The sequence below is a fragment of the Synechococcus sp. CCY9202 genome, from assembly GCF_034931685.1.
Classification (GTDB): domain Bacteria; phylum Cyanobacteriota; class Cyanobacteriia; order PCC-6307; family Cyanobiaceae; genus CBW1002.
Map to the genome: position 1 here is coordinate 26,835 of NZ_JAYGID010000126.1, position 21,623 is coordinate 48,457.

21 protein-coding genes, 1 tRNA gene and 1 pseudogene are annotated in these 21,623 nt (G+C 67.9%); 14 read left to right on the forward strand and 9 right to left on the reverse strand.

What is annotated here, in order from left to right; genetic code table 11:
• Window positions 1-974 precede the first annotated feature (974 nt).
• Window positions 975-1,595 (reverse strand): 1,2-dihydroxy-3-keto-5-methylthiopentene dioxygenase, encoded by a 621-nt coding sequence (locus tag VB777_RS15285; protein WP_197154490.1) that lies wholly within the window; start codon window positions 1,593-1,595, stop codon window positions 975-977.
• A gap of 130 nt (window positions 1,596-1,725) precedes the next feature.
• On the opposite strand from VB777_RS15285, the gene VB777_RS15290 reads away from it, so the two are divergent.
• Window positions 1,726-2,448, forward strand: coding sequence for a precorrin-2 C(20)-methyltransferase (locus VB777_RS15290; RefSeq protein ID WP_323250022.1), 723 nt, complete (start codon window positions 1,726-1,728; stop codon window positions 2,446-2,448).
• Here the strand turns inward: VB777_RS15290 and dusB are convergent.
• Window positions 2,445-3,461 (reverse strand): tRNA dihydrouridine synthase DusB, encoded by a 1,017-nt coding sequence (dusB, locus tag VB777_RS15295; RefSeq protein WP_323249981.1) that lies wholly within the window; start codon window positions 3,459-3,461, stop codon window positions 2,445-2,447. The genes VB777_RS15290 and dusB overlap by 4 nt on opposite strands.
• 28 nt (window positions 3,462-3,489) lie before the next feature.
• On the opposite strand from dusB, the gene VB777_RS15300 reads away from it, so the two are divergent.
• Window positions 3,490-3,969 carry a DUF1823 family protein gene (locus tag VB777_RS15300; protein WP_323249983.1) on the forward strand — a complete coding sequence of 160 codons (480 nt, stop codon included), beginning with the start codon at window positions 3,490-3,492 and terminating at the stop codon, window positions 3,967-3,969.
• 54 nt (window positions 3,970-4,023) lie between these two features.
• Here VB777_RS15300 and VB777_RS15305 read toward each other — a convergent pair whose 3' ends face one another.
• A complete protein-coding gene (locus VB777_RS15305; RefSeq protein ID WP_323249985.1) occupies window positions 4,024-4,338 on the reverse strand; it encodes a linear amide C-N hydrolase in 315 nt (104 codons plus the stop codon).
• Between the two features lie 204 nt (window positions 4,339-4,542).
• Between VB777_RS15305 and alsS the strand changes: the two genes are divergently transcribed.
• The 5 genes and pseudogenes from alsS (at window position 4,543) to VB777_RS15330 (ending at window position 11,504) form a co-directional block, all read left to right on the forward strand.
• Entirely contained in the window at window positions 4,543-6,186 is a 1,644-nt protein-coding gene (gene alsS, locus VB777_RS15310) for an acetolactate synthase AlsS (RefSeq protein ID WP_323249987.1), read from the forward strand.
• 13 nt (window positions 6,187-6,199) lie between these two features.
• Entirely contained in the window at window positions 6,200-7,054 is an 855-nt protein-coding gene (gene budA, locus VB777_RS15315) for an acetolactate decarboxylase (protein ID WP_323249989.1), read from the forward strand.
• Window positions 7,055-7,288: 234 nt separating this feature from the next.
• A pseudogene (locus VB777_RS15320) lies at window positions 7,289-9,067 on the forward strand (amidohydrolase).
• Window positions 9,064-9,990 (forward strand): CobW family GTP-binding protein, encoded by a 927-nt coding sequence (locus VB777_RS15325; RefSeq protein WP_323249991.1) that lies wholly within the window; start codon window positions 9,064-9,066, stop codon window positions 9,988-9,990. The pseudogene VB777_RS15320 and the gene VB777_RS15325 overlap by 4 nt, the downstream one beginning before the upstream one ends.
• Window positions 9,987-11,504, forward strand: a complete 1,518-nt coding sequence (locus VB777_RS15330) for an MFS transporter (RefSeq protein ID WP_323249993.1) — start codon at window positions 9,987-9,989, stop codon at window positions 11,502-11,504. The genes VB777_RS15325 and VB777_RS15330 overlap by 4 nt, the downstream gene beginning before the upstream one ends.
• 20 nt (window positions 11,505-11,524) lie before the next feature.
• Here the strand turns inward: VB777_RS15330 and VB777_RS15335 are convergent, their stop codons facing one another.
• Window positions 11,525-11,908 carry a L,D-transpeptidase gene (locus VB777_RS15335; RefSeq protein ID WP_197154467.1) on the reverse strand — a complete coding sequence of 128 codons (384 nt, stop codon included), beginning with the start codon at window positions 11,906-11,908 and terminating at the stop codon, window positions 11,525-11,527.
• A gap of 118 nt (window positions 11,909-12,026) precedes the next feature.
• On the opposite strand from VB777_RS15335, the gene der reads away from it, so the two are divergent.
• The 6 genes from der (at window position 12,027) to proC (ending at window position 16,812) form a co-directional block, all read left to right on the forward strand.
• Window positions 12,027-13,391, forward strand: coding sequence for a ribosome biogenesis GTPase Der (der, locus tag VB777_RS15340; protein WP_323249995.1), 1,365 nt, complete (start codon window positions 12,027-12,029; stop codon window positions 13,389-13,391).
• Complete coding sequence (locus VB777_RS15345) at window positions 13,392-14,348, forward strand: energy-coupling factor transporter transmembrane protein EcfT (protein WP_323249998.1); 957 nt, start codon at window positions 13,392-13,394, stop codon at window positions 14,346-14,348.
• Between the two features lie 22 nt (window positions 14,349-14,370).
• A complete protein-coding gene (locus VB777_RS15350; protein WP_197154455.1) occupies window positions 14,371-14,637 on the forward strand; it encodes a PipX family protein in 267 nt (88 codons plus the stop codon).
• A 12-nt stretch (window positions 14,638-14,649) separates the two neighbouring features.
• A complete protein-coding gene (locus VB777_RS15355) occupies window positions 14,650-15,309 on the forward strand; it encodes a YggS family pyridoxal phosphate-dependent enzyme (protein WP_197154453.1) in 660 nt (219 codons plus the stop codon).
• Window positions 15,310-15,379: 70 nt separating this feature from the next.
• Complete coding sequence (locus VB777_RS15360; RefSeq protein WP_197154444.1) at window positions 15,380-15,952, forward strand: cell division protein SepF; 573 nt, start codon at window positions 15,380-15,382, stop codon at window positions 15,950-15,952.
• 14 nt (window positions 15,953-15,966) lie between these two features.
• Window positions 15,967-16,812 carry a pyrroline-5-carboxylate reductase gene (gene proC, locus VB777_RS15365; RefSeq protein WP_323250000.1) on the forward strand — a complete coding sequence of 282 codons (846 nt, stop codon included), beginning with the start codon at window positions 15,967-15,969 and terminating at the stop codon, window positions 16,810-16,812.
• Between the two features lie 65 nt (window positions 16,813-16,877).
• On the opposite strand, the gene plsY is transcribed toward proC, so the two are convergent.
• The 5 genes from plsY to VB777_RS15390 form a co-directional block, all read right to left on the reverse strand.
• A complete protein-coding gene (gene plsY, locus VB777_RS15370) occupies window positions 16,878-17,534 on the reverse strand; it encodes a glycerol-3-phosphate 1-O-acyltransferase PlsY (RefSeq protein WP_323250002.1) in 657 nt (218 codons plus the stop codon).
• A 95-nt stretch (window positions 17,535-17,629) separates the two neighbouring features.
• On the reverse strand, window positions 17,630-18,676 hold the full coding sequence (locus tag VB777_RS15375; RefSeq protein ID WP_416238372.1) for a DUF3086 domain-containing protein: 1,047 nt from the start codon (window positions 18,674-18,676) through the stop codon (window positions 17,630-17,632).
• 68 nt (window positions 18,677-18,744) lie between these two features.
• Window positions 18,745-19,218: a DUF3119 family protein gene (locus tag VB777_RS15380; RefSeq protein WP_323250004.1), complete on the reverse strand. Its 474-nt coding sequence runs from the start codon at window positions 19,216-19,218 to the stop codon at window positions 18,745-18,747.
• Window positions 19,218-19,985, reverse strand: coding sequence for an ABC transporter permease (locus tag VB777_RS15385; protein WP_323250006.1), 768 nt, complete (start codon window positions 19,983-19,985; stop codon window positions 19,218-19,220). The genes VB777_RS15380 and VB777_RS15385 overlap by 1 nt, the downstream gene beginning before the upstream one ends.
• Entirely contained in the window at window positions 19,982-21,325 is a 1,344-nt protein-coding gene (locus VB777_RS15390) for an MFS transporter (RefSeq protein ID WP_416238373.1), read from the reverse strand. Before VB777_RS15390 ends, VB777_RS15385 begins: the two co-directional genes overlap by 4 nt.
• Window positions 21,326-21,551: 226 nt before the next feature.
• Here VB777_RS15390 and VB777_RS15395 point away from each other — a divergent pair.
• Window positions 21,552-21,622: transfer RNA gene (locus tag VB777_RS15395), tRNA-Gly, on the forward strand.
• The last annotated feature ends 1 nt before the right edge of the window (window position 21,623 follow it).

Below are 21,623 nucleotides of genomic sequence, written 5' to 3' on the forward strand. Positions count from 1 at the left end.
ATAAAGATGCAAATCAGATAGAATGATAGGAGCTATGGTAACGCCCCTTTGACATCCGATGGGAACCAGACTCAGTCTCATGAAATCAGAAGTCAACTGGTGAGTTTCTGTTACGTGGTGAGCCATCCGAATGGAGATCCATTCGATACTGGAAAACGCTCTTCGCAACGGGGAAGTCCAATCCGGCCAGGATCAACTCAGCTGGAATCAGGAGACAGTCACGGTTTGGAGCGATCGATTGATTGACAAGCGAGGGAGATTGTCCGAAAATTGGTCAGCCTCTTCTGGGTTCTGATGCAGCCTCTTCAACTTGATCATGTCAAACTTCATGGCTTCCGCCTTCTGGCTCGCCCTAGTCATCAGGGAGAATCTGTCAAGCTGAACAATCAGGCGATCGCCATCGCTGCCAAGATTGGAGCCAAGGTTGGGTTAAAGGGTCCTGGTCCGATTCAGCCTGGTCAAAATTGATGGATGAGCCTGGGGTATCAGCACCCCGAAGCGAAAACCAGTCTTGACTCAGACAATCAGCCCGCCTGCCAAGACTGGATTTCGAGACAAAATCATGGCTTTAGCCTATCGTTGACAATCACCGATAGGCTTTTTTGTGTTTAACCACCATTCCCCTGATGCCTATTTCCCGCAGATAGAAGTTCACACACAATAATTCTGTCAACATACAAACTCCATCCACTGCCTAGCCGGGCACGATGTCAACCAGTGACGAATTCTCACTGGCCCTTCAAGCCGTCGATTGATCCAATCTGCTTTCTGTATATTTTGGGCACGAATGGCTGAGCATCAACATTGCCTAAGCCGTTACTTCTGGAGCAGCGACACTACAAGTTGCCGTTCAACTGACTGATCTGGACAGGTGTGACCAAGCCGCAGATGCTGCAAAGCAAGACCATTGAAGACGTTCGGAATCGTGCTGGGGGAAGCGCTGAACAAGTTCAGTGAACCCGACTACGGTGTGATCAGGTACCGCGAGCGGAGGGAATGGGGCGACTCTCGAAATCATGTTCCTCGAACCCTCCACACGCCAGTTCGTCCAACCTGGGGTAGCGGTCGGCGATCGGGTCACCGGTGAACTGGGCCACCCAGCCCTCCGGGTTGTTGAAGAAGCGCAGGGCGCAGAACGACGGAGCCTCCCCCATATCGAACCAGTGGCGGGTGCCGGCCGGCACGGCAATCCAGTCGTTGCGTTCGCAGAGGATCTGCACGACCTCATCACCAAGGTGCAGGCAGAACAGGCCCCGCCCTTCCACGAAGAAGCGCACCTCGTCTTCGCTGTGGGTGTGCTCCTGCAGGAATTTCTGGCGCAGGGAGTCTCGATCCGGGTGGTCGGGGGTGATGCGGATCGCATCCACGGTGGGGTAGGTGCCCCCCTGTTGAACCCGCGCGATCTCGGCGGCATAGAGGCTGAGAATCTGCGCCTGGCCTGCCTGATCGGGCAGATCCTGGCGCGCAGGCCAGCGCTCGAAGCGGATGCCCCGTTCCGCCAGGGCGCGCTGAATCAGCCGCTCATCCCCTGTCACCAGCTCCGGCATGGGGCTTCCCTGGGCAGGGGTGCTGGGGTAGAGGCTCAGCTGACTCAAGGATCAGGTCCAGGGATTGACGTGGCTCCAGCCTAGAAAGATCGGCGCTGATCGCCTGATGCCCGTGCCGCTGCCGGCCACGTCCCCCCCGTCGAGCCTGCCGCCGGACACCCCAGCGGCTCTCACCCTGGTGGGGGTGGGTCCAGGCGATCCCCGCCTGCTCACGGTGGCGGCCGTGGAGGCCATCAGGGCTGCCACTGTGGTGGCCTACCCGGTGGCCCGCCTCGGCGCCAGTGGCATGGCCGCCACGATCGCCGCCCCCTGGATCACCCCAGAGCAGCGGCAGCTGCCGCTGCTGTTCCCGATGGTGAGCGCCGCGGCGCCGCTGCGGCAGGCCTGGCACGCCGCGGCCGATACCCTCGCGGCCGCCACGGTTGAGGCCTCTGGCCAGGGCGGATCGGTGGTGCTGCTCTGCGAAGGGGATGTGTCGCTGTTTGCCTCCAGCTCCTACGTGCTGCTGGCCCTGCGTCAACGCCATCCGGCCGTGCCGGTGCAGCTGATTCCCGGCGTCAGTGCCGCGGCAGCCGCGGCCGCAGCCGGTGCCTGGCCCCTGGCGCTGCAGCAGGAGGGCCTGCTGATCCGGCCCACGCCGGAGACGCCGGAAGCCCTGGAGGTCCTGCTGGATCGCGCTGCCGCGGGTGCCGAAGTGCTGGCCCTGCTGAAGCTGGGCCATCGCTGGGCCTGGGTGCAGCCGCTTCTGCAGCGGCGCGGGTTGCTGGAGCACGCCCTCTTCGCCCAGCGGGTGGGCTGGCCGGATGCGCTGGTGGCCCCAGCCCGCGAAGTGGCGGCCACAGCCTCGCCCTACTTCTCCCTGCTGCTGATCCGCCAGGGCTGGCCCACTGTGCTGCCCTAGGGCGTGCTGCCCTGATCGGCCAGGGCGCGCTCCAGGAGCTCCAGGGCATCGGCGGGGGTGGGGGCGCGCATGAGGGCATGACGCAGCTGGGGCACCCCCGGAAATCCCTGGCAGGTCCAGCCCATGTGCTTGCGGGCGATCAGCAGTCCGTGGTCGCCCTTGGCCGCCACCAGGGCCAGCAGCTGCTCGCGGGCCAGGGCGATGCGCTCGGCGGCGCCGGGGGTGGGCGGCACCGGCCGGCCGCTGAGGGCGGCATCGATCTGGCCCACCAGCCAGGGGGCCCCCATCGTGCCCCGGCCCACCATCACGCCGTCGGCACCGGTGAGCTCCAGGCAGCGCAGGGCATCCTCGGGGGTGTGGATGTCGCCGTTGGCGATCAGCGGGATCCGCAGCGCCCGCTTCACCGCAGCGATCGCCTGCCAGTCCGCCCGGCCCTTGAAGCCCTGCTCGCGGGTGCGGCCGTGCAGGGTGAGCAGCTGGGCACCGGCCTGCTCGAGCTGGCGGCACCAGGCCACGGGCTCGGCATCGCTGCCGCACCAGCCCAGGCGCGTCTTCACGGTCACCGGGATGCTCACGGCCCGGGCCACCGTGTCCACGATGCGGGCCGCCAGATCGGGTTCGCGGATCAGGCCGCTGCCGCCCCCCTTGCGGGCGATCTTCTTGACCGGGCAGCCCATGTTGATGTCGATCAGGAAGGCGCCGGCGTCCTCGGCGCGGCGGGCCGCATCGGCCATGGCGGCGGGCCGGTGATCGAAGAGCTGCACGCCGATCGGCCCGCTCTCCTCGGCCAGGTCCTCCACCTTGCAGCGGCCATGGCCCAGCTCGAGGCTGGTGGCGTTCACCATCTCGGTGAACAGGAGCGCATCGGCGCACCAGCGGCGCACCAGGCCGCGGAAGATCCGGTCGCTCACCCCCGCCAGCGGCGACTGCAGCACCCGGCAGCGCAGGCTGCGCGGACGGCCGTGGCCGGGCAGCGCCAGGGGGCCGCGCAGGGGGGAGGGGGCGGTGATCATGGTGATCCGATTGTGATGCTTCAGGCCGATGGCTCCCGATCAGGCCGCCACCACCCCCGTCCCCTACCCCCTCAGCCGGGCGCTGCTGGAGGCGGTGCTGGCTGATCGGCTCAGCGACCGCTTCGTGTGTGAACTGATCTGGCCGCGCCTGGGGTATGCGCCCGATGGCTCCGGCACCTGGAGCGCGGGCCCGGCTGCAAGCGATGCCTGGCGGGAGTCATTCCCGATCGAGCCCCAGTTCATCGCCCAGCGGCCGCCCGCGGTGGCACTCACCCGCTCGATTGCCAAGGAGCACAAACAGCTGCTGAAGGAGCAGCTGGGCTTTGCGGGTTATCGCATCGGCGAGCTCTACCCGCGCCGCACCCGCCGGGCGACCGCCGTGAACTGGCTGCTGGCCCATCTGGCCGAGCGCGGCGAGCCCCTGCCCGAGACCGGTCCGATGCCTGAGCTGCTGCCGGCGCCGGCTGATCCGGTGGCCGGCCATCCGGGTGATCTGCCAGTGAGATGAGCTTCCAGCTTCAGGGCTGGAGCGCGGTGATCTGCGTTTGCTGATTGAGGAGCATCACTTTGATCTTGCCACCGTCGCGGGGGAGTTGATCAAAGTTGAGACTGCGCAGGTCTGGATTGTTGTCAATGTGGTGAGGTTGGTCGGTGCTGAGCGGCTGAACAGCAACGCGCGAATCAAGCGTGAAGCGGAGAGAAAATCGCCTGGTAAGCCATGCATTCCTCCACCGCTGCTCACCGGCGGCATCAGGAGGCCGTTGACGTTCATCTCAGCTGGTGGAGATGCACGGAGATTGGCGTCATTCCCTGCCGTGGCGAGATGATAAGCAACAGGTGGATTGTTGGTGTACTCCCCGGTTGGGTTGTCCGTCATGACGAGTTCGCTGTCCCTTGATGCATTCCTCCGAGAGGCTGTGACCTGTGCTGTCGTGCAGGGTCATGGATCTCGGCAGAGGGCCGCCAGGACGGCGGGATTGTGTTCAGCCTTGTCGCCCTTGCCGACTTGTAACAAGGTGACATCCGGGATTGCCCTGATGACACGCCATCGACATGCTTGGCCGATAGCCGAATGCTTTGGATGAACGGCGCCCAGGTTCTGGTGAAGCTGCTGGAGCAGCATGGGGTCACGCATGTCTTCGGGATTCCGGGTGCCAAGGTCGACAGTGTGTTTGAGGCCCTGCTCGATTCCTCGATCGAGCTGGTGCTCTGTCGGCACGAGCAGAACGCCGCCTTCATGGCCCAGGCGATGGGCCGGATCACGGGCACGGTGGGCGTCTGCCTGGCCACCTCCGGGCCTGGGGTCACCAATCTGGTGACCGGACTCGCGACCGCCACCTCCGAAGGGGATCCGGTGCTGGCCATCGGCGGGGAGGTGCCGCTCGACGATCGCTTCAAGCACACGCACCAGGCCCTCGACGGGGTGGATGTGATGCGACCAGTCACGAAATATGCCCAGTCGGCCCTCAACATTCACAGCCTGCCGGAGGTGTTCGCCAATGGCGTGCGGGCGGCCGAAAGCGGCCGGCCGGGGGCGGCGTTTCTGGGCCTGCCCAAGGATGTGGGCCTCGCCGAGTATCCGGGCGAGCTCTCCACCGGCTGGGCCCGGCCGATCCGCCAGGGGCCAGCGGCTTCAACGGAGATCCACCGGGCCGCTGAGCTGATCAATGCCAGCCGCAAGCCCCTGCTGCTGCTGGGCATGCAGGCCTCGCAGCCCTCGATGGCCGATGCCCTGCAGCGCTTTGTGCGCGGCAGCGGCCTGCCCTACTGCGCCACCTTCCAGGGGGCCGGCGCCTGGGTGGCACCGGAGCAGTTCGCCGGCCGGGTGGGTCTGTTCCGCAACCAACCGGCGGATCACCTGCTCGATGGCGCCGACTGTGTGATCACGGTGGGCTTCGATGCGGTCGAGTTCGACCCCAGCCTCTGGAACACGGGCGCATCGCGCCCGCTGGTGGTGATCGATGCCCTGGCCCCCGATCAGGATCAGGCCTTCCTGCCCGCTGCCGAGCTGATCGGCGACATCGGTGCCAGCCTCGCGGCCCTGGCGCCGTTGCTGCAGGTGCAGGTGGATGAAAGCTTCCGCCGCTGCGGCGACCGTGCTGCCGCCGAGCTGCAGGCCACGGCCGACGAGGGCGCCCAGCTCTCCGGCACCCCCCTGCATCCGCTGCGGGTGATCCACGAGCTGCGTCAGGTGGTGACATCTGACACCACCCTGGCGCTGGATGTGGGCTCTCACTACATCTGGATGAACCGCTATTTCCCGTCCGGCCATGCCCGCCAGGTACTGGTGAGCAACGGCCAGCAGACCCTCGGGGTGGCGGTGCCCTGGGCGATGGCCACCAACCTCTGCCGGCCTGGTCAGCCGGTGATCTCGGTGTCGGGCGATGGCGGCTTTCTGTTCACGGCCACGGAGCTCGAAACGGCCACCCGCATCGGCAGCCGCTTCGTGCACCTGATCTGGAACAGCTGCAGCTACAACATGGTGGCCTTCCAGGAACAGGCCCACTACGGCCGGACCGCCGGTGTGCAACTCGGTCACTACAACGTCGAGGCCTTTGCCGAGGCCTTCGGCTGCAAGGGCTATCGCATCACCGACGCCGACCAGCTGGGCCCGGTGCTGCGGGAAGCGCTGCAGCAGAGCGTGCCGGTGCTGATCGACATTCCGATCGATTACTCCCAGAACCTGAAGCTGATGCAGGACGTGCATCAGGATTTCATCCACTGAGGGGACCGCATCGATGACCTGCCGCCCCGACTCCAGCCATCACCTCAACGTTCACCTCGGCGATGGTCTTTCCGCCGCGCTGCAGGAGCGCTGCCGCCGCACCGGTGAAAGCGCCAGCCATGTGATCCGCCAGGCCCTGGCCGATGCGCTGGATCTCGAGCACCACACCATCTATCAGGTGTCCACCTCCGGTGCCCTGGTGCAGGGGGTCTATCAAGGATGCGTGCGGGTGGCTGAGGTGCTGCAGCACGGCGATTTCGGCCTGGGCACCTTCGATGGCCTCGATGGCGAGGGGATCCTGCTGGATGGCACCTGTTGGCAGGCCTGCGGCGATGGCACGGTGCGGCAGGCCCCGGCCGATGCCCTCGCCCCGTTCTGGGTGGCGACCCGCTTTTCAGCCGATCACCGCGAGGTTCTGAAGCATGTGGCCAGCTGGGGCGATCTCACCGCACGGCTCGACGGACTGCGGGACAACGCCAACCTGTTTGTGGCGATCCGTCTCCGTGGGGTGTTCGAGCGGATCCGCTACCGCGTGGCCTGCAAGGCCGAGGCCGGCGTGGATCTCGTGAGCGCCACCAGCGCCCAGGCCACGTTTGAGCTGGAGACCGTGGCCGGCACCCTGGTGGGCTTCTGGACGCCCAGCTTTGCCCGCACGATCAATGTGCCGGGCTACCACCTGCACCTGCTCAGCGACGACCACCGCCATGCGGGTCATGTGCTGGAGCTGCAGAGCCATGAGCTGAGCCTGGAGCTCCATCGCGAGAACCATCTGCAGCTGGTGCTGCCCGAAACACCCGCGTTCCTGAACGCCGACCTCAGTGGTGATCCAGCAGCGGCCCTGGCCAGGGCCGAGGGGGATCACCGTTGAGCCAGGCATGGCCGTCGTTGTGTTGTGCTCCCTCACCGTCTTGATGGCGTCCACGATGGGATCCGGTGACCTCAGCACCGTGCTGCCATGGGTGAGGACAGGCGCCTGGGCGATGAACAGATCTCTCGGGGCGATGACTTGCGCACAGGCTCCGGTTAGCCATGGGCCAGACAACCGGGCTTCATGACCAGCACCCCCGCCGACCTGATCTTCCACGGCGGCCCCATCCTGACGATGGAGGCCTCCCAGCCCCGGGCTGAAGCGATCGCCATCGCAGGCGGGAAGATCGTGGCGGTGGGAGCCAAGGATGCGGTACTGGGCCATGCCGGGCCCGCCACGCGCCAGATCGATCTGGCGGGCCGCACCCTGCTGCCGGGCTTCATCGACGCCCACGGCCACTTCGCCAATGCCCTGCAGGTGGTGGGCTGGGCCAACATTCAGCGGCCGCCGGCCGGGCCCGTCACCAGCATCGCCAGCCTGCAGCAGGTGCTGCGCGAGCACGTGGCGCGCCGTCCCGTGGGCAAGGGCAAGTGGGTGATCGCCTACGGCTACGACGTCGACGGTCTCTCCGACGGGCGCCCCCTGGACAAGACCGATCTGGATGCGGTGCTTCCGGAGAACCCGGTGATGGTGCTCCACAACTCCAACCACGGCGCCGTGCTTAAGAGCCTGCTGAAAAAGTCCCGAGGTCGCCATGACTTGAGTCTGACCTCTGGGCGCAGCGCCCGTGAACACTGGGCTCGGAGTCAGGCGTTCCCGGGCTGAATGGCCCTTGAAGGGGTTTTTCAGCAGTCTCTTAACAGCGCTGCCCTGGCCCTGGCGGGCTACGACGCCAGCACCCCCGATCCGGCCGGTGGGGTGATCGTGCGCCGGCCCGGCAGCACCGAGCCGGCTGGGCTGGTGATGGAGACGGCCTTCATCTCGCTGTTCGTGCACATGCCCCAGCCCTCGGACGACGAGCGGCTGGCCCAGTTCGAGGCGGCCCAGCGGCTGTACACGTCCAAGGGCATCACCACCGTGCAGGACGGAGCCACGGTGGCGGGCGATCTGGACCTGTTTCAGCGGGCCGCCCGTGAAGGGCACCTCTGCATCGACCTGGTGCTGCTGCCGCTGGTGCTCGAGGTGCCCGGGATGCTGCGCGAGCGCTTCCCGGCGTTTCAGGGCCAACCGCTCGAGCTGCCCCAGCCGGCGCGCGACGCCTTCGGCCACTACCGCGATCACCTCAAGTTCCAGGGCATCAAGCTGCTGCTCGATGGCTCCCCCCAGGGCAAGACCGCCTTCTGGGGCGAGCCGCTGCTCACCCCCGGCCCCAACGGCGAGGCCCACTGGCGCGGCCAGCCGGTGTTCCCGCCCGAGCAGCTGTTCGAGGCGGTGGCACGGCTTGCGGGCCAGGGCATCCAGCTGTTTGCCCACTGCAACGGCGATGCCGCCATCGACCTGATGATCGAGGCCTGCCGCCGGGCCGGCCTCAGGCCCGAGCAGGACCACCGCACGGTGATCATTCACTCTCAGTTCATGGCGCCGGGGCAGCTGGAGCAGTACGTGGAGCTGGGCCTGCACCCCAGCTTCTTCACGGTGCATGCCTTTTTCTTCGGCGACACGCACCTCGCCAACCTGGGGCCCGAGCGGGCCGGCCGCATGAGCCCGATGGCCAGCGCCATGGCCCTGGGGCTGCACTGCTCCAACCACAACGACTTCTCGGTGACGCCGATCGAGCCGATGCGGATGGTGGAAACGGCCATGACCCGCCGCACGCGAACGGGCGTGGTGCTGGGCGAATCGGAGCGGGTGAGTGCCGAAGCCGCCCTGCGGGCCCTCACGATCGAGGCTGCCTGGCAGATCCGCGAAGAGGACAGCAAGGGCAGCCTGGCTCCGGGCAAGCGGGCCGACCTGGTGATCCTCGACGGCGATCCCACAGCCACCGCGCCCGAACAGCTCAACGACATCGGCGTGGTGGCCACGATCAAGGACGGCGCTTGCGTGTATGGCTCCTGGGAGGGGGCCAAGCCATGAGCCCCGTCTCCGAAGGAGGTTCGCCGCTGGCGCGGTTGAGCGGGGTGCCGGCCACCGTGGTGGGGGGCTACCTGGGGTCGGGCAAGACCACCTTGATCAACGGCTGGCTGCAGGCCGGCGCCTGCCCGGGCTGGGCCCTGCTGGTCAACGACCTGGGCAGCATCAACGTGGATGCCGAGCGGCTGCGCCAGGGCGATGGCCGGGTGCTGGAGCTGGGCGGCGGCTGCGTGTGCTGCACCCTCCGCGATGGCCTTGGGGCGGCCCTTGTGGAGCTGGCCCGGCGCGAGCTGCCCCCGGCCCATGTGCTGATCGAGACCAGCGGCATGGCCCTGCCCGAGCGGGTGGCCAGCCAGCTGCAGCTCCACGGCCTGGCCCTGGCGCGGGTGCTGCTGGTGGTGGATCTCGAGCGCATCGAAGCGCTCTGGCACGACCGCTGGGTGGGTGAGCTGGTGCAGCAGCAGTTCGATGGCGTCGATCTGCTGCAGTTCAGCAAGGGTGATCTGCTGCCCCCAGGCGAGGCCGGACGCCGTCAGCAGTGGCTGCGCCAGCAGCTCGAGAGCCGCGCGCAGCATCCCGCCCCGCCGTTCCACAGCGAACGGCAGCTGGTGCGCAGTGATGCCTGGCTGCAGCTCGAGCCGCTGGAGCGCAGCCAGGTGCTGGCCTGGGCCGCCCAGCTGAGCCCCGAGCTGCTCCGCGCCAAGGGTGAGGTCTGGCTCACCGATGCCCCCGATGGCCCGGTGCGCTTCGATCGCGCCGGCGATCGGTTGACCCTGGCCACCGCGCCCAGCCGTCCCTGGAGCCACCCGCTGCAGCGGCGCGGTCACCTGGTGGCGATCAGCCGCGCCGACGCGCCGGCTCCCCGCTGGCCCTCCACCTTCTTGCAGGCAACTCCTGATCCCTCTGCCCCTTTGATCCCCGCATGAGCGACAAATCCGCAAGCGCCCTGGCGGTGCCCTTTCTGGGGGTTCTGGCCAGCCTGCAGCTGATCGATCCCACGGTGGCCAACACGGCCCTGGTGAAGGCGGGGGCGGCCTTGCACATGCAGGGAGCCACCCTGGCCCTGGCGGCCAGCATCTCCACCCTCGCCCAGGCCGCCACCGTGCTGCTGATGGGCTTTCTGGGCGATCGCCTGGGCCGTCGCAAGGTGCTGATGGGCAGCTTGCTGCTCTCGATCGCCGGGGATGGCATCGCCCTGGCGGCCCCCGGCGCGGCCCTGTTTCTGCTGGGACGCGCCCTGGTGGGCATCGGCGTGGGCGCCGTACTCGCCCTCACCTTTGCCTCGGTCCGCTGCGTGAGCCGGCCCGACCAGCTGGGCAAGGCCCTGGGCCTGTGGAACCTTCTGATCATTGCGGGCTTCATCGGCGGCTCGCTGCTGGGCGGTGTGCTGGCCGACACCAGCTGGCGCCTGGCCCTCGGCCTGGTGCCCCTGATCGCGCTGCTGTGTCTGCCGCTGGTGCCGCTGCTGCTGCCCGACATGCCCGCCAACGCGGCCCTGCGGGCCGACTGGCCAGGCCTGGTCAGCATCGCTCTGGCGATGGTGCTGTTTCTCAGTGGGGTCAGCCATGCGGTGAGCGGGTTCACGGCGCCCCAGTTCCTCCTCCCGACCCTGGGCGGTGTGGCGGTGTTCGGCGTGCACCTGTGGATCGAGCGCCGCCGCCAGGAGCCGATCTTTCCGGTGGGGCTCTACGGCCGCGGCTGCTTTGCCGCCGCCATCGTGAGCGGGATCGCCTGGAACTTCGCCCAGGCGGTGGTACAGCTGCAGACCAGCAACTTCTGGCAGACGGTGCAGCGCTACAGCACCAGCCAGGTGGCTCTGGCTCAGCTGCCGCTGTTGATCTGCTTTGCCGCCGGCGGTGTGGTGGCGGGCCGGCTGATGGCGCCGGGGCGTCGCACCACCCAGCTGATGGCGGGCGGCATCCTCGTTCTCGTGCTGGGGCTTGTGCTGCTGGCGGGGGTGCGTGCGGATACTCCCTACGCCTCGTTCGTCCTGCCCTTGCTGCTGGTGGGTACGGGTCTGGCCTTCCTGTCGGTGCCCCAGTCGGCCCTGTTTGTGCAGGAGGCGCCGCAGCGCTATTTCGGATCGGTGACCGCCTTTCGCACCACCACCGGTCAGCTGGGTTTTGCCCTGGGCTTTGCCGCCAGCGGGGCCCTGGTCAATGGCTTTGGCTTTGCCAGCCTGCGGGACCGCCTGCTCCAGCTGGGCGCCACGCCGGAGCAGATCCCCGCCCTGGAAGCCAAGGTGCGGGCAGCCCTGAGCAGCGGCGTGCTCACCCACAGCCATGGGGCCCCGTCGAAGGCCATCGAGGTGATCACCAGCTCCTACGCCAGCGGCCTGGCGGGCACGATGCTCGTGGTGGCGCTGCTGGTCGCGTTGTTGGGGGCGATCAGCCTGCTGCTCCTGGTGATCGGCAACCAACAGCGGCAGCTGGAGGCCTGAAGGCTGAGCGCGGTGCGGGTTCAGGGGCGGATCGTCACCGGCGTGCCGAGGGGGGTGTGCTCGAACAGCCAGCGGGCGTGGGGGCTGGGCACGCGCACGCAGCCGTGGCTGCGCGGCACCCCGAAGCGCTGACCGGCGGCCTCCTGCCAGGGGGCACCGTGCAGGCAGATCACCTGATCCGGTGTGACACAGAGGGCCCACGGCACATTCGGCGCCACGAAGCTGCTGCCGCGCATGGTGACGCTGCGGTGCTTGCCGTAGACCTTCCCCTCACCGGTGGGGGTCGGACTCGACGCCAGCCCGGTGCTGACCGGCACGGTGCGCAGCAGCGTGTCTGCCGCGCCGTAGGCGTAGAGCTTCTGGTCGGAGAGGTCGACCACGATCGCGGCAATCAGCTCCACCATGGGGCGTCTCCGCCGGAAGGCGGAGGGCAGAGAGGGTTACTTCCTCCCTAGCCAGATCAGCCAGGCGCGCGGCCACTCTGTAGTGTCAGGAAACGCAATGTCGTTGAGATAAGCCGCTTTGGCGCTACCCGTCGTCGCCATCATCGGGCGACCCAATGTGGGCAAGTCCACCCTCGTGAACCGCCTGTGCCGCAGCCGTGAGGCGATCGTGCACGACGAACCGGGCGTGACCCGCGATCGCACCTACCAGGAAGGCTTCTGGCGGGATCGCACCTTCCGTGTGGTCGATACCGGCGGCCTGGTATTTGACGATGACAGCGAATTCCTGCCGGAAATCCGCGAACAGGCCAACCTCGCCCTGGCGGAGGCCTCCGTTGCCGTGGTGATTGTCGACGGCAAGCAGGGGTCAACCGCTGCCGACCAGTCGATCGCCGAATGGCTCAGGGGTCAGAAGGTGCCGGTGCTGCTGGCGGTGAACAAGTGCGAATCGCCGGAAGCCGGTCTGTCGATGGCGGCGGAATTCTGGGGTCTGGGCCTGGGCGAGCCCTATCCGATCTCAGCGATCCACGGAGCCGGCACCGGCGATCTGCTTGATCGGGTGGTGGGTTTCCTGCCCCCCACCGAAGAGGTGGAAACGGAGGAACCGATCCAGCTGGCGATCATCGGCCGGCCCAATGTGGGCAAGTCGAGCCTGCTCAATGCCATCTGTGGCGAGAACCGGGCGATCGTCAGTCCGATCCGCGGCACCACCCGCGACACGATCGACACCACGATCGAACAGGAAGGCAAGGCCTGGAAAATCCTGGATACCGCAGGCATCCGCCGGCGCCGTTCGGTGAACTACGGCCCCGAGTTCTTCGGGATCAACCGCAGCTTCAAGGCGATCGAACGCTCGGATGTGTGTGTGCTGGTGATCGACGCCGAGGATGGGGTGACGGAACAGGATCAGCGCCTGGCGGGCCGGATCGAGGAGGACGGCCGCGCCTGTGTGGTGGTGGTCAACAAGTGGGATGCGATCGAGAAGGACAGCCACACCATGCCGGCGATGGAGCGGGAGCTCCGGGCCAAGCTCTATTTCCTCGACTGGGCACCGATGCTGTTCACCTCCGCCCTCAGCGGCCAGCGGGTGGAAGCGATTTTTCCCCTGGCCCTGCTGGCCGTGGAACAGCACCGCCGCCGTGTCACCACCTCGGTGGTGAACGAGGTGCTGCAGGAGGCCCTCAGCTGGCGCACTCCCCCCACCAGCCGCGGCGGTCGCCAGGGGCGGCTTTATTACGGCACCCAGGTGGCCAGCCGTCCGCCCAGTTTCACCCTGTTCGTGAACGATCCCAAACTGTTCGGCGACACCTACCGCCGCTACGTGGAACGGCAGATCCGTGAAGGGCTGGGCTTCGAGGGCTCACCGATCCGCCTGTTCTGGCGCGGCAAGCAACAGCGCGATGCCGAGAAGGAGCTGGCCCGCCAGCAGAGCCGCAGCCGCTGAGTGGACTGGCTGCGGCAGATGCCGATCGGCCAGTACGTGGCCGACGACGACTCCCCGACGGAGAGAGGAACCGGCAGCTGGCTGAAGCGGCTGGATCCGCGCCTCAAGCTCGGCTGGACCGTGGCTTTTCTGGTGACGCCGATCCTGGCCGGCCCGATCTGGCGCCTGGGCCTGGTCGCCCTGTTACTGCTGATCACGGCGGTGTGCGGCCTGCCCTGGCGCCTGTGGCGCCGCAGCCTGCCGCTGCTGCTCGCCCTGGCTCTGTTCGTGGGGGTGCTGGCCTCTCTGCTGCCGGCCGGATCGGCTCCAGCGGCCCCCCTGCAGCGCCCTCCGGACGAAGTACGTCTCGAACCGGGTCCACCGGGCAGTCCCGCCCCCAGCCGCTCCGGCCAGCGCTGGGAGCTGGTCCACTGGGGGCCGGTCCAGCTGGGCCCCCTTCCCCTGGGACCGCTGGTGATCAGCCGTCGCTCGGCCGAGCTAGGCCTCAACGGTGCCACCCTGCTGTTCACCCTGATCCACAGCGCCAACCTGCTGCTGCTCAGCACCAGTCCGGAGGCACTGGTCTGGGCGATCGGCTGGTTCCTCAAGCCCCTGGCCTCCCTGGGCTGGCCGGTGGACCGGCTCGGCTTCACCCTGCTGCTGTCGCTGCGCTTCCTGCCTCTGGTGCAGGAGGAGTTGCAGAACCTGCTGCGCTCGATCTCCACCCGGGCGGTGAACCTCAGGCAGCTCGGCTGGAAGGGAAGCCTGGCGCTGGTGCTGGCCGTGGGAGAGCGCCTGCTGGCCAATGTGCTGCTGCGGGCCGAACAGGGGGCCGAGGCCCTGCTGGCCCGGGGCGGCCACTGGCTGGCGCCTGACCGATTGCACCAGCCTCCGGCCTCGCTCGGCGTCGCCACCGTGCTGGGCGGAATCGCTCTGGTGGCCCTGCTGCTGCTGCGCTGGCAGGTCGGTGCTCTTTAATGGCGCCAGTCCAACGGACGACGTGAGCGCAGAGCGTTATCTCAACCATCCCACCTTCGGGATGCTCTACCGGGTCGCACCGACCGGTGAGAACTGCGATCTCTATGCGACCCTCTACGCCCAGAGAATCTTCTTTCTGGTGACGCTGCAGCCGCGTGGCGCCAACTTTGAGGTGATCCCCCTGATGGATGCCCGCCACTACGCCGAGCAGAATCTGGCCCGCTCCCGCCGGGAAGGCCCCGAAGTGCACGCCCGCTGGCGCCAGCTGTTCGATCAGACCTTCATCTGAAATCCCCTGGTCATGACAGCGGCAGGGTTGGCCGAACGACTCACGCAGATCCGCCAGCAGCTGCCCTCCTCCACCCAGCTGCTGGCCGTGAGCAAAGGCCAGCCCAGCGAGCAGATCCGGGCAGCGGTGGCCGCCGGCCAGCGCAGCTTCGGTGAAAGTCGGCTGCAGGAGGCCATCACCAAGCAGGAGGAGCTCGCCGATCTTTCAGGGCTGGCGCCGCCCCTCGACTGGCACTTCATCGGGCGCCTGCAGGCCAACAAGGCCCGTGGGGTGCTGCGCCGGTTCGGCACGATCCACTCGGTCGACAGCCTGGGCCTGGCCGAGCGCCTGGCCCGCATTGCCGGCGAGGAGGGCCTCAGCCCAGCGGTGTTCTTTCAGGTGAAGCTGCGGCCCGATCCGAGCAAGACCGGCTTCGAGCCGGAGGAGCTGCGGGAGGCCTGGCCGTGGCTGCGGCCCCTGGCGCCGCTGCGCCCGCTGGGGTTGATGACGATCGCTCCCCAGGGCCTGGAGGCCGCGGATCGGCAGGCCCTGTTCCAGGACTGCGCGAACCTGGCGGCAGACCTGAATCTGGGGCAACTCTCGATGGGGATGAGCGGCGACTGGCGGGAGGCTGTGGCCGCCGGAAGCACCTGGGTGAGGCTCGGCAGCACCCTGTTTGGGCACCGCCCCTGAGGGGAAGCGCTTGCAACCGTTCTCATGGGACGCTATTGAGGTGCCAAGCATCACAACAGAGGCCCCATCCGTGTCGTTGTTCTCCCGCCTGCGTGCCGTCGTTTCCGGTGATGACTATCTCGACGGCGAGTACGACGACGATCTCGACTATGACGCCGGCGACGTGAACGCCACGACAAGCACCAGCAGCAGCACCCGTTCCAGCAGCAGCACCAGCGCCTTGGCCCTGACCAGCGATTTCAACGCCGAGGATCCCTTCGGCGGGACCAATGTGATCGGCATGCCAGGCCTCTCCTCCTCGGCTGCGGAGGTCAGCCTGATGGAGCCCCGCAGCTTCGATGAGATGCCGCGCGCCATCCAGGCGCTGCGCGAGCGCAAGACCGTGATCCTCAACCTCACGATGATGGAGCCGGATCAGGCCCAGCGCGCCGTTGACTTCGTGGCCGGTGGCACCTTCGCCATCGACGGTCACCAGGAACGGGTCGGGGAGAGCATCTTCCTGTTCGCCCCGTCCTGCGTCACCGTCACCACCACCGGTGGGGAGGAGTCGTCGTCTCCGACGGTGGTGAGCAGCCGCGATCATGCCGCTGAGACGGAGGCCGCGCCCAGCCCCGCCTGGGGACGGCAGGATGTGGGTCTCTGATCCCACCCTCCGGCTTGAGCTCCGCTGAATCCCCCCGCTTCGGCGTGGTCGGCCTGGGCCGCATGGCCCAGGCCTTGCTGTTTCCCCTGATCGAGAGTGGCCAGCTGGCCCCCGCCGACGTGCGGGCGGCCGTTGGCAGTGCGGCCTCAGCCGAGCGCCTCAGCCAAGGCCACGGACTGGCAGTAAGCACCGATCCCGCCGAGGCCTGGGCAGCGCCGGTGGTGTTGCTGGCCGTGAAGCCCCAGCAACTGCATCAGGCGGCCACTGCAGCGGCCGGTGTGGCCGGCGCAGGCGGTGCAGCTGGGCAAGGCCTGCTGATCTCCGTGCTGGCGGGCGTGACCCTGGAGCGGCTGCAGCGCCTGTTTCCTCATCGGGTCTGCGTGCGTGCCGTTCCCAACACCCCCTGCCTGGTCCGCCAGGGTCTCACCGGCCTGGCCTGGGGTGGGGGATCTGGGGGCTCCACGCCGCAGCCCACGCCGCAGCAACGCCAGCTGGTGCAGGACCTGTTCGAGCGGGTGGGCGATGTGATGGAGCTGCCCGAGAGCCAGCTCGATGCCTTCCTGGCGCTGACCTCCTCGGGGCCGGCCTTTGTGGCCCTGATCGCCGAGGCCATGGCCGATGGAGCCGTGGCTGCAGGCCTGCCGAGGGTGCTGGCCCATCACCTGGCACACCGCACCCTGGCCGGCACCGCAGCCCTGCTGCACGAGCAGGAGCTCCATCCGGGCCAGCTCAAGGACATGGTCAGCAGCCCGGGCGGCACCACCATCGCCGGCCTGCGGGAACTGGAGCGGGCCGGAGCCCGATCGGCCTTGATCGAGGCGGTTGTGGCCGCGGCCGAGCGCAGCCGGGCCCTGGCCTGAGCAGGCCTCAGGAGCTCCGGATGACTGGAGAAGCCCTCAGGAGCTGCGGATCACTGGAGATGCCCTCAGGGGCGCGGTTGGCCCAGCCGTGGCTCCGTACCGGCCAGCAGGCGCCGGATGTTGCTGCGATGGCGCCAGACCACCAGCAGGGTGGTGATCACGGCGAGGGCGAGGTAGGGAAGCCGCAGGCCCATGCCGTTGCCCGCAAACCAGCCGAGCATCAACAGGGGCAGGGAGAGGGCCGCCACCACGCTGGAGAGGGAGACGATGCGGCTGATGGTCAGCACCGTCAGGAAGATCCCGAAGCAGGCCAGACCCACCGGCCAGGTCAGGCCGATCAGCATGCCCAGCCCGGTGGCCACGGCCTTGCCCCCCTTCCAGCCCAGCCAGACCGGCCAGATGTGCCCGGCCAGGGCCGCCAGACCGGCCGCCACCACCCCGCTGTCGATCAACCAGGCGCCGCTGCCGAGCGGTTCGCCCAGGGGCTCGAGCACGGCCCGTGCCAGCACCACGGCCGCGATGCCCTTGCCCACATCCAGCAGGAACACCGCCAGGGCCGGGCCCTTGCCCACCTCGCGCAACACGTTGGTGGCGCCGGTGGAGCCGGAGCCGTGCTGCCGCAGATCGATGCCGCGCAGCCAGCGACCGGCCAAATAGCCGAAGGGGAGGGACCCCAGCAGATATCCGGCCAGCAGCACGATCAGGGGGAGCAGCAGGGGCATGGGGCAGGACGCCGCAAACGACCGCTGCGAGCTTGCCGCAACGCAGGACCAGGACCCTTGAGCTCTGCTCAGTCGCAGCTCAGTGCGGCACAGCCCTAGTAGGTGAGCTCGTCATCAACCAGTTCACCGGGACCGGCCGCGAAGGCGAGCCAGAGGGGGAACTGCAGGATCGGCACCTCCACCACCCGTTCGGCCGCATCGATCACGATGAAGGGCAGCTCGCCCCGCTCCTCCAGCCGGTCAGCCCGCTCGATCAGGGCATCGGCCCGCTCGAACAGCACGATGCCGCTGTTGGGGCCGAAGTCTTCCCGTCCGAGGCCGAGGCAGTCCTGCAGACCCCGGCGCCATTCACCCAGCCGCTCGGGTTGGCCTGCCAGCACCAGGGTCTGGAAGCGTTCGCCGTACAGCTCCCCGAGGATCGACACCGCCGCACCGGCGATCAAGGCATTGCGGCTGCGGCTGCCGGCACTGGCCTGGGCGCCGCGGCCGCCCTGATTCAGGAACCAGTCCTCCAGCAGGGCGGCCTGTGCGGCCTCGAGGGTGCGACGCAGGGTCCACGGATCCGCGTAGAAATCAGGCTGGCCGCTGTAGCGGTCCAATCGGGAGCGAATCAGGGCGTCGTCCTGGCTGAACAGGCCCGCCGCTGCCACAGGCGCCGCTGCAGGGGCTTCCGGAGTAGCTGATGCAGCGGCCACCTGATCGAGGGGTGAGGGCTGCACCACCAGGGGTTGGGCCACCAGTTCCACCTGCTCGGCCGCCACCACCAGATCCTGCAGGGCCCCCACCAGGTAGTCCTGAAAACCCTTGAGCCGGCGGGCGATCGCATCCGACTGGCCACTGAAGCTGCTGCCGATCTCGCGCTGGATCTGCTCCCGGCGCCGCTCCAGCAGGCGGATCTCCTCTTCGAGGCCGCTGCGGCGTTCGGTCAGATCCTGAAGCGCCAGGGTCAGCAGGGTCTCCCGGGTTTCGTCCAGGGGCTCCGGCTCCCCAGCCACCGATGTCTCCTGGCCCGCTGCAGGCTCGTCGATGCCCATCCCCTCTCCTGTCTGATTCTGCTCAGGAGCTTCGGGGCTTTCCGCTGGAGAGAGCGGAACGCCGTCGAGCGGGGTGGGCGAATCGGGCAGCGAGCGGCTCTCAGTCATCAGGCCAGGATTTCAGAGGCAGGGAATGGAACCCGCGGGGGCGGAGCGGTGGACGTGGCGACTTTGGCTCAGGCGTCGCCAGCGGACGTCTCCGGCGACAGATGCGGAAGATGGCGACGCAACTGCTCAGCCAGGGCCTCGGCCTCGAACAACATCGGCAGCAGGTGGATGCTGCGCTGCTCCCGGAAATAGAAGATCACCGGGAACGGAGGCCAGTACAGCCGCCAGGCGATCCACTCGGCATAGGGGAAGCGGCGGATGCAGGTCGAACCGCGCCACACCAGCAGCTCGGCAGGGGCGAACTGCAACCGCAACAGTGCCGTCTGCAGGGCCAGTACCAGGCCAAACAGCGCCACCGCCACCGCCACCCAGAGGACACCGCCCCAGAGGGGCTGCAGGGCCAGCAGGGCGATGCCCAGGACCACCACGCCGGCGCACACCCAGTAGCGCGGGGCCAGAACGGTGCCGATGGCGGGATCAGGACCGCTGCTGGCGGGATCGTCGATCACCGGTGGTTCCGAGGGACTTGGTGCTGACGCCATTATCCGAACAGCACCTGGGTGAGCACCACGTCCATCAGCGCCACGGTCACCAGGATCATCACCACCGCGCCGGTGGTGCTGGTGCCCACTTCCTTGGGCCCGCCGCTGGTGGTCAGACCCCAACCGCAGGCGAGCACAGCGATCTGGAGCCCGAACACCACGGCCTTGATCAGCATCGAGGGCAGATCGTTCGGCTCCATCCAGGTGCGGACGGAATTCCAGAACACCGTGGGAGGAATGCTGTAGAGCAGGGCGCTGCTCACCTGCCCGGACCAGATCGCCACGCCGAAGAACAGCAGGCACTGCACCGGCGCCATGATCACCATGGCCAGCACCCTTGGTACCACCAGGTATTCGACCGGGTCGGTGCGCAGCATCGTGATCGCGTCGATCTGTTCGGTCACCTTCATGGTGCCCAGCTGGGCGGCAAAGGCGGTGGCCACCTTGCCGGTGAGCAGCATGGCGGTGAGCAGAGGCGCGATCTCCCGCGACATGCCCAGGGCCAGCAGGCCCCCCACCGTGGCTCCGGCCCCCTGGCGAGACAGCTCCGCCGCCACCTGGATGTTGAACACGGTGCCGGCGGCCAGGCCGGTGATCAGCACGATCAGGAAACTGCCCGGGCCGGCCTCCTGCAATTCCATCAGCAGATCGTTGAAGCCGATCCGCCCGCGGGCGATCGCCGCCAGGGCCTGGCCGCCGATCATGCAGCTCGATCCCAAGCGCCGCAACCAGCGGGGCGCAAGCCAACGCCTGGACAGGAGCCTCATCGGCCAACCCCGCCATCGGCCCTCAGGCGATGGGCACCGCGCTCCGGCCAGCGGCGCATCACCACCAGGCCCAGCACGATCAGCACCGCAGGGATGATGCCCATGCAGAGGCGGATGGCGGTGAGGGCACTGCCGGGCTGGTCGACACCACGGGCGGCCACGTAGCCGCTGAGGCTCATCAGATTGCCGAAGAAGAAGAGGGCAAGGCTGATGCAGATCTTCTGGGCCAGCACCATCCAGGCGCTGTACTGGCCTGCGGGCTTCTCCGGATCGGCATCGATCGCGTCAGGCAACAGCGCCCAGGGAATCAGATAGGCCGTGGCGGCCCCCAGGCCCGCCGTGATGATCGCCAGCACCAGCAGGGACAGACGCAACAGATTGGAGGCGGAGCCGGTGGGCTGGATGGCGGCATCGAGGGCCGGCAAGAGCATGGCCATCAGGCAGCCGATGATCCACAGGGCACTGCCCCACTGCAGGGCCTTCACCCGGCCCCAGCGGTTCGAAACACCGTTCCAGATCCACAGACCGAGCAGGGAACTGACGATGAAGGGCAGCAGGATCCAGTTGCTCCAGCCCTCAGGCAGGCCCATCACCACCGGCAGGTACAGGAGGGCGGCGGTCTGCATCAGCTGCAGCGCGCACCAGAGCAGCAGGTAGAGGCCAAGCACGCGCAGAAACCGGCCGTTCTGGCGCACGCGGCGCAGCAACCGACGCGTGGTGCCGCGACGCGACTCCGGCTTCTGGCAATGCAGCGCGGCCGGTGCGATCCCCCAGCCGCAGAGCAAGGTGGTGAGGCTGATGATGCCGCCGGAGATCATCCCCACCCGCCAGTAGCTGCTGGGATCGGAATGGTTGGCCAGCAGCAGGCCGCCGAGCACGAGCCCGATCAGGCTGGCGATGATCGATCCGGTGAAACGCAGGGTGTTGAGCCGCGTGCGCAGGCTCACATTGGCGGTGAGCTCAGCCGCCAGGGCGGCGTAGGGCAGGTTGACGCAGGTGTAGAGGGTATTGGCCACCACCGAGACCAACACGAAGATGGCAAAGCGCTGCCAGGGGCCTCCTGGTGGCAGCCACCACATCAGGGCCATCGCGACCCCGAGCGGCACGGCGCTCCAGAGAATCCAGGGAAGGCGCGGACCGGAGCGCGATTTGGTCTTGTCGCTCAGCCAGCCCACCAGGGGATCGTTGATGGCATCCCAGAGCCGCGCCAGCATCAGCACCAGCCCTGCCATCCAGGCCGGCAGGCCCGCAGCCGAGGTGTAGAAGATGAACAGGTAGAAGCCGATCAAGGAGGCGGCCATGCCCGTGCCGGCATCGCCGATGCCGTAGGCCAGCAGCATGCGTTGACGGGGCCAGCCCACCAGATCGTCTGCGTCGCTCACCGGGCGCCTCCCGGTGGTGGCGGCGTCAGGGCGCGACGGGTGGGGTGGGGAACTGGAATCGCGCACTCGGCCCTGGACGGCACGCAGGCCATAATGCAGCAGTCGAACGGGGGCCGCCCCTCGGGTCGGCAGACCAGCGCAGGATCGACGTTGACGGCCCAGCCGGAAGCAGAGATCTGTCGCTGCGGGCGTAGTTTAGTGGTAAAACCTCAGCCTTCCAAGCTGATGATGCGGGTTCGATTCCCGCCGCCCGCTT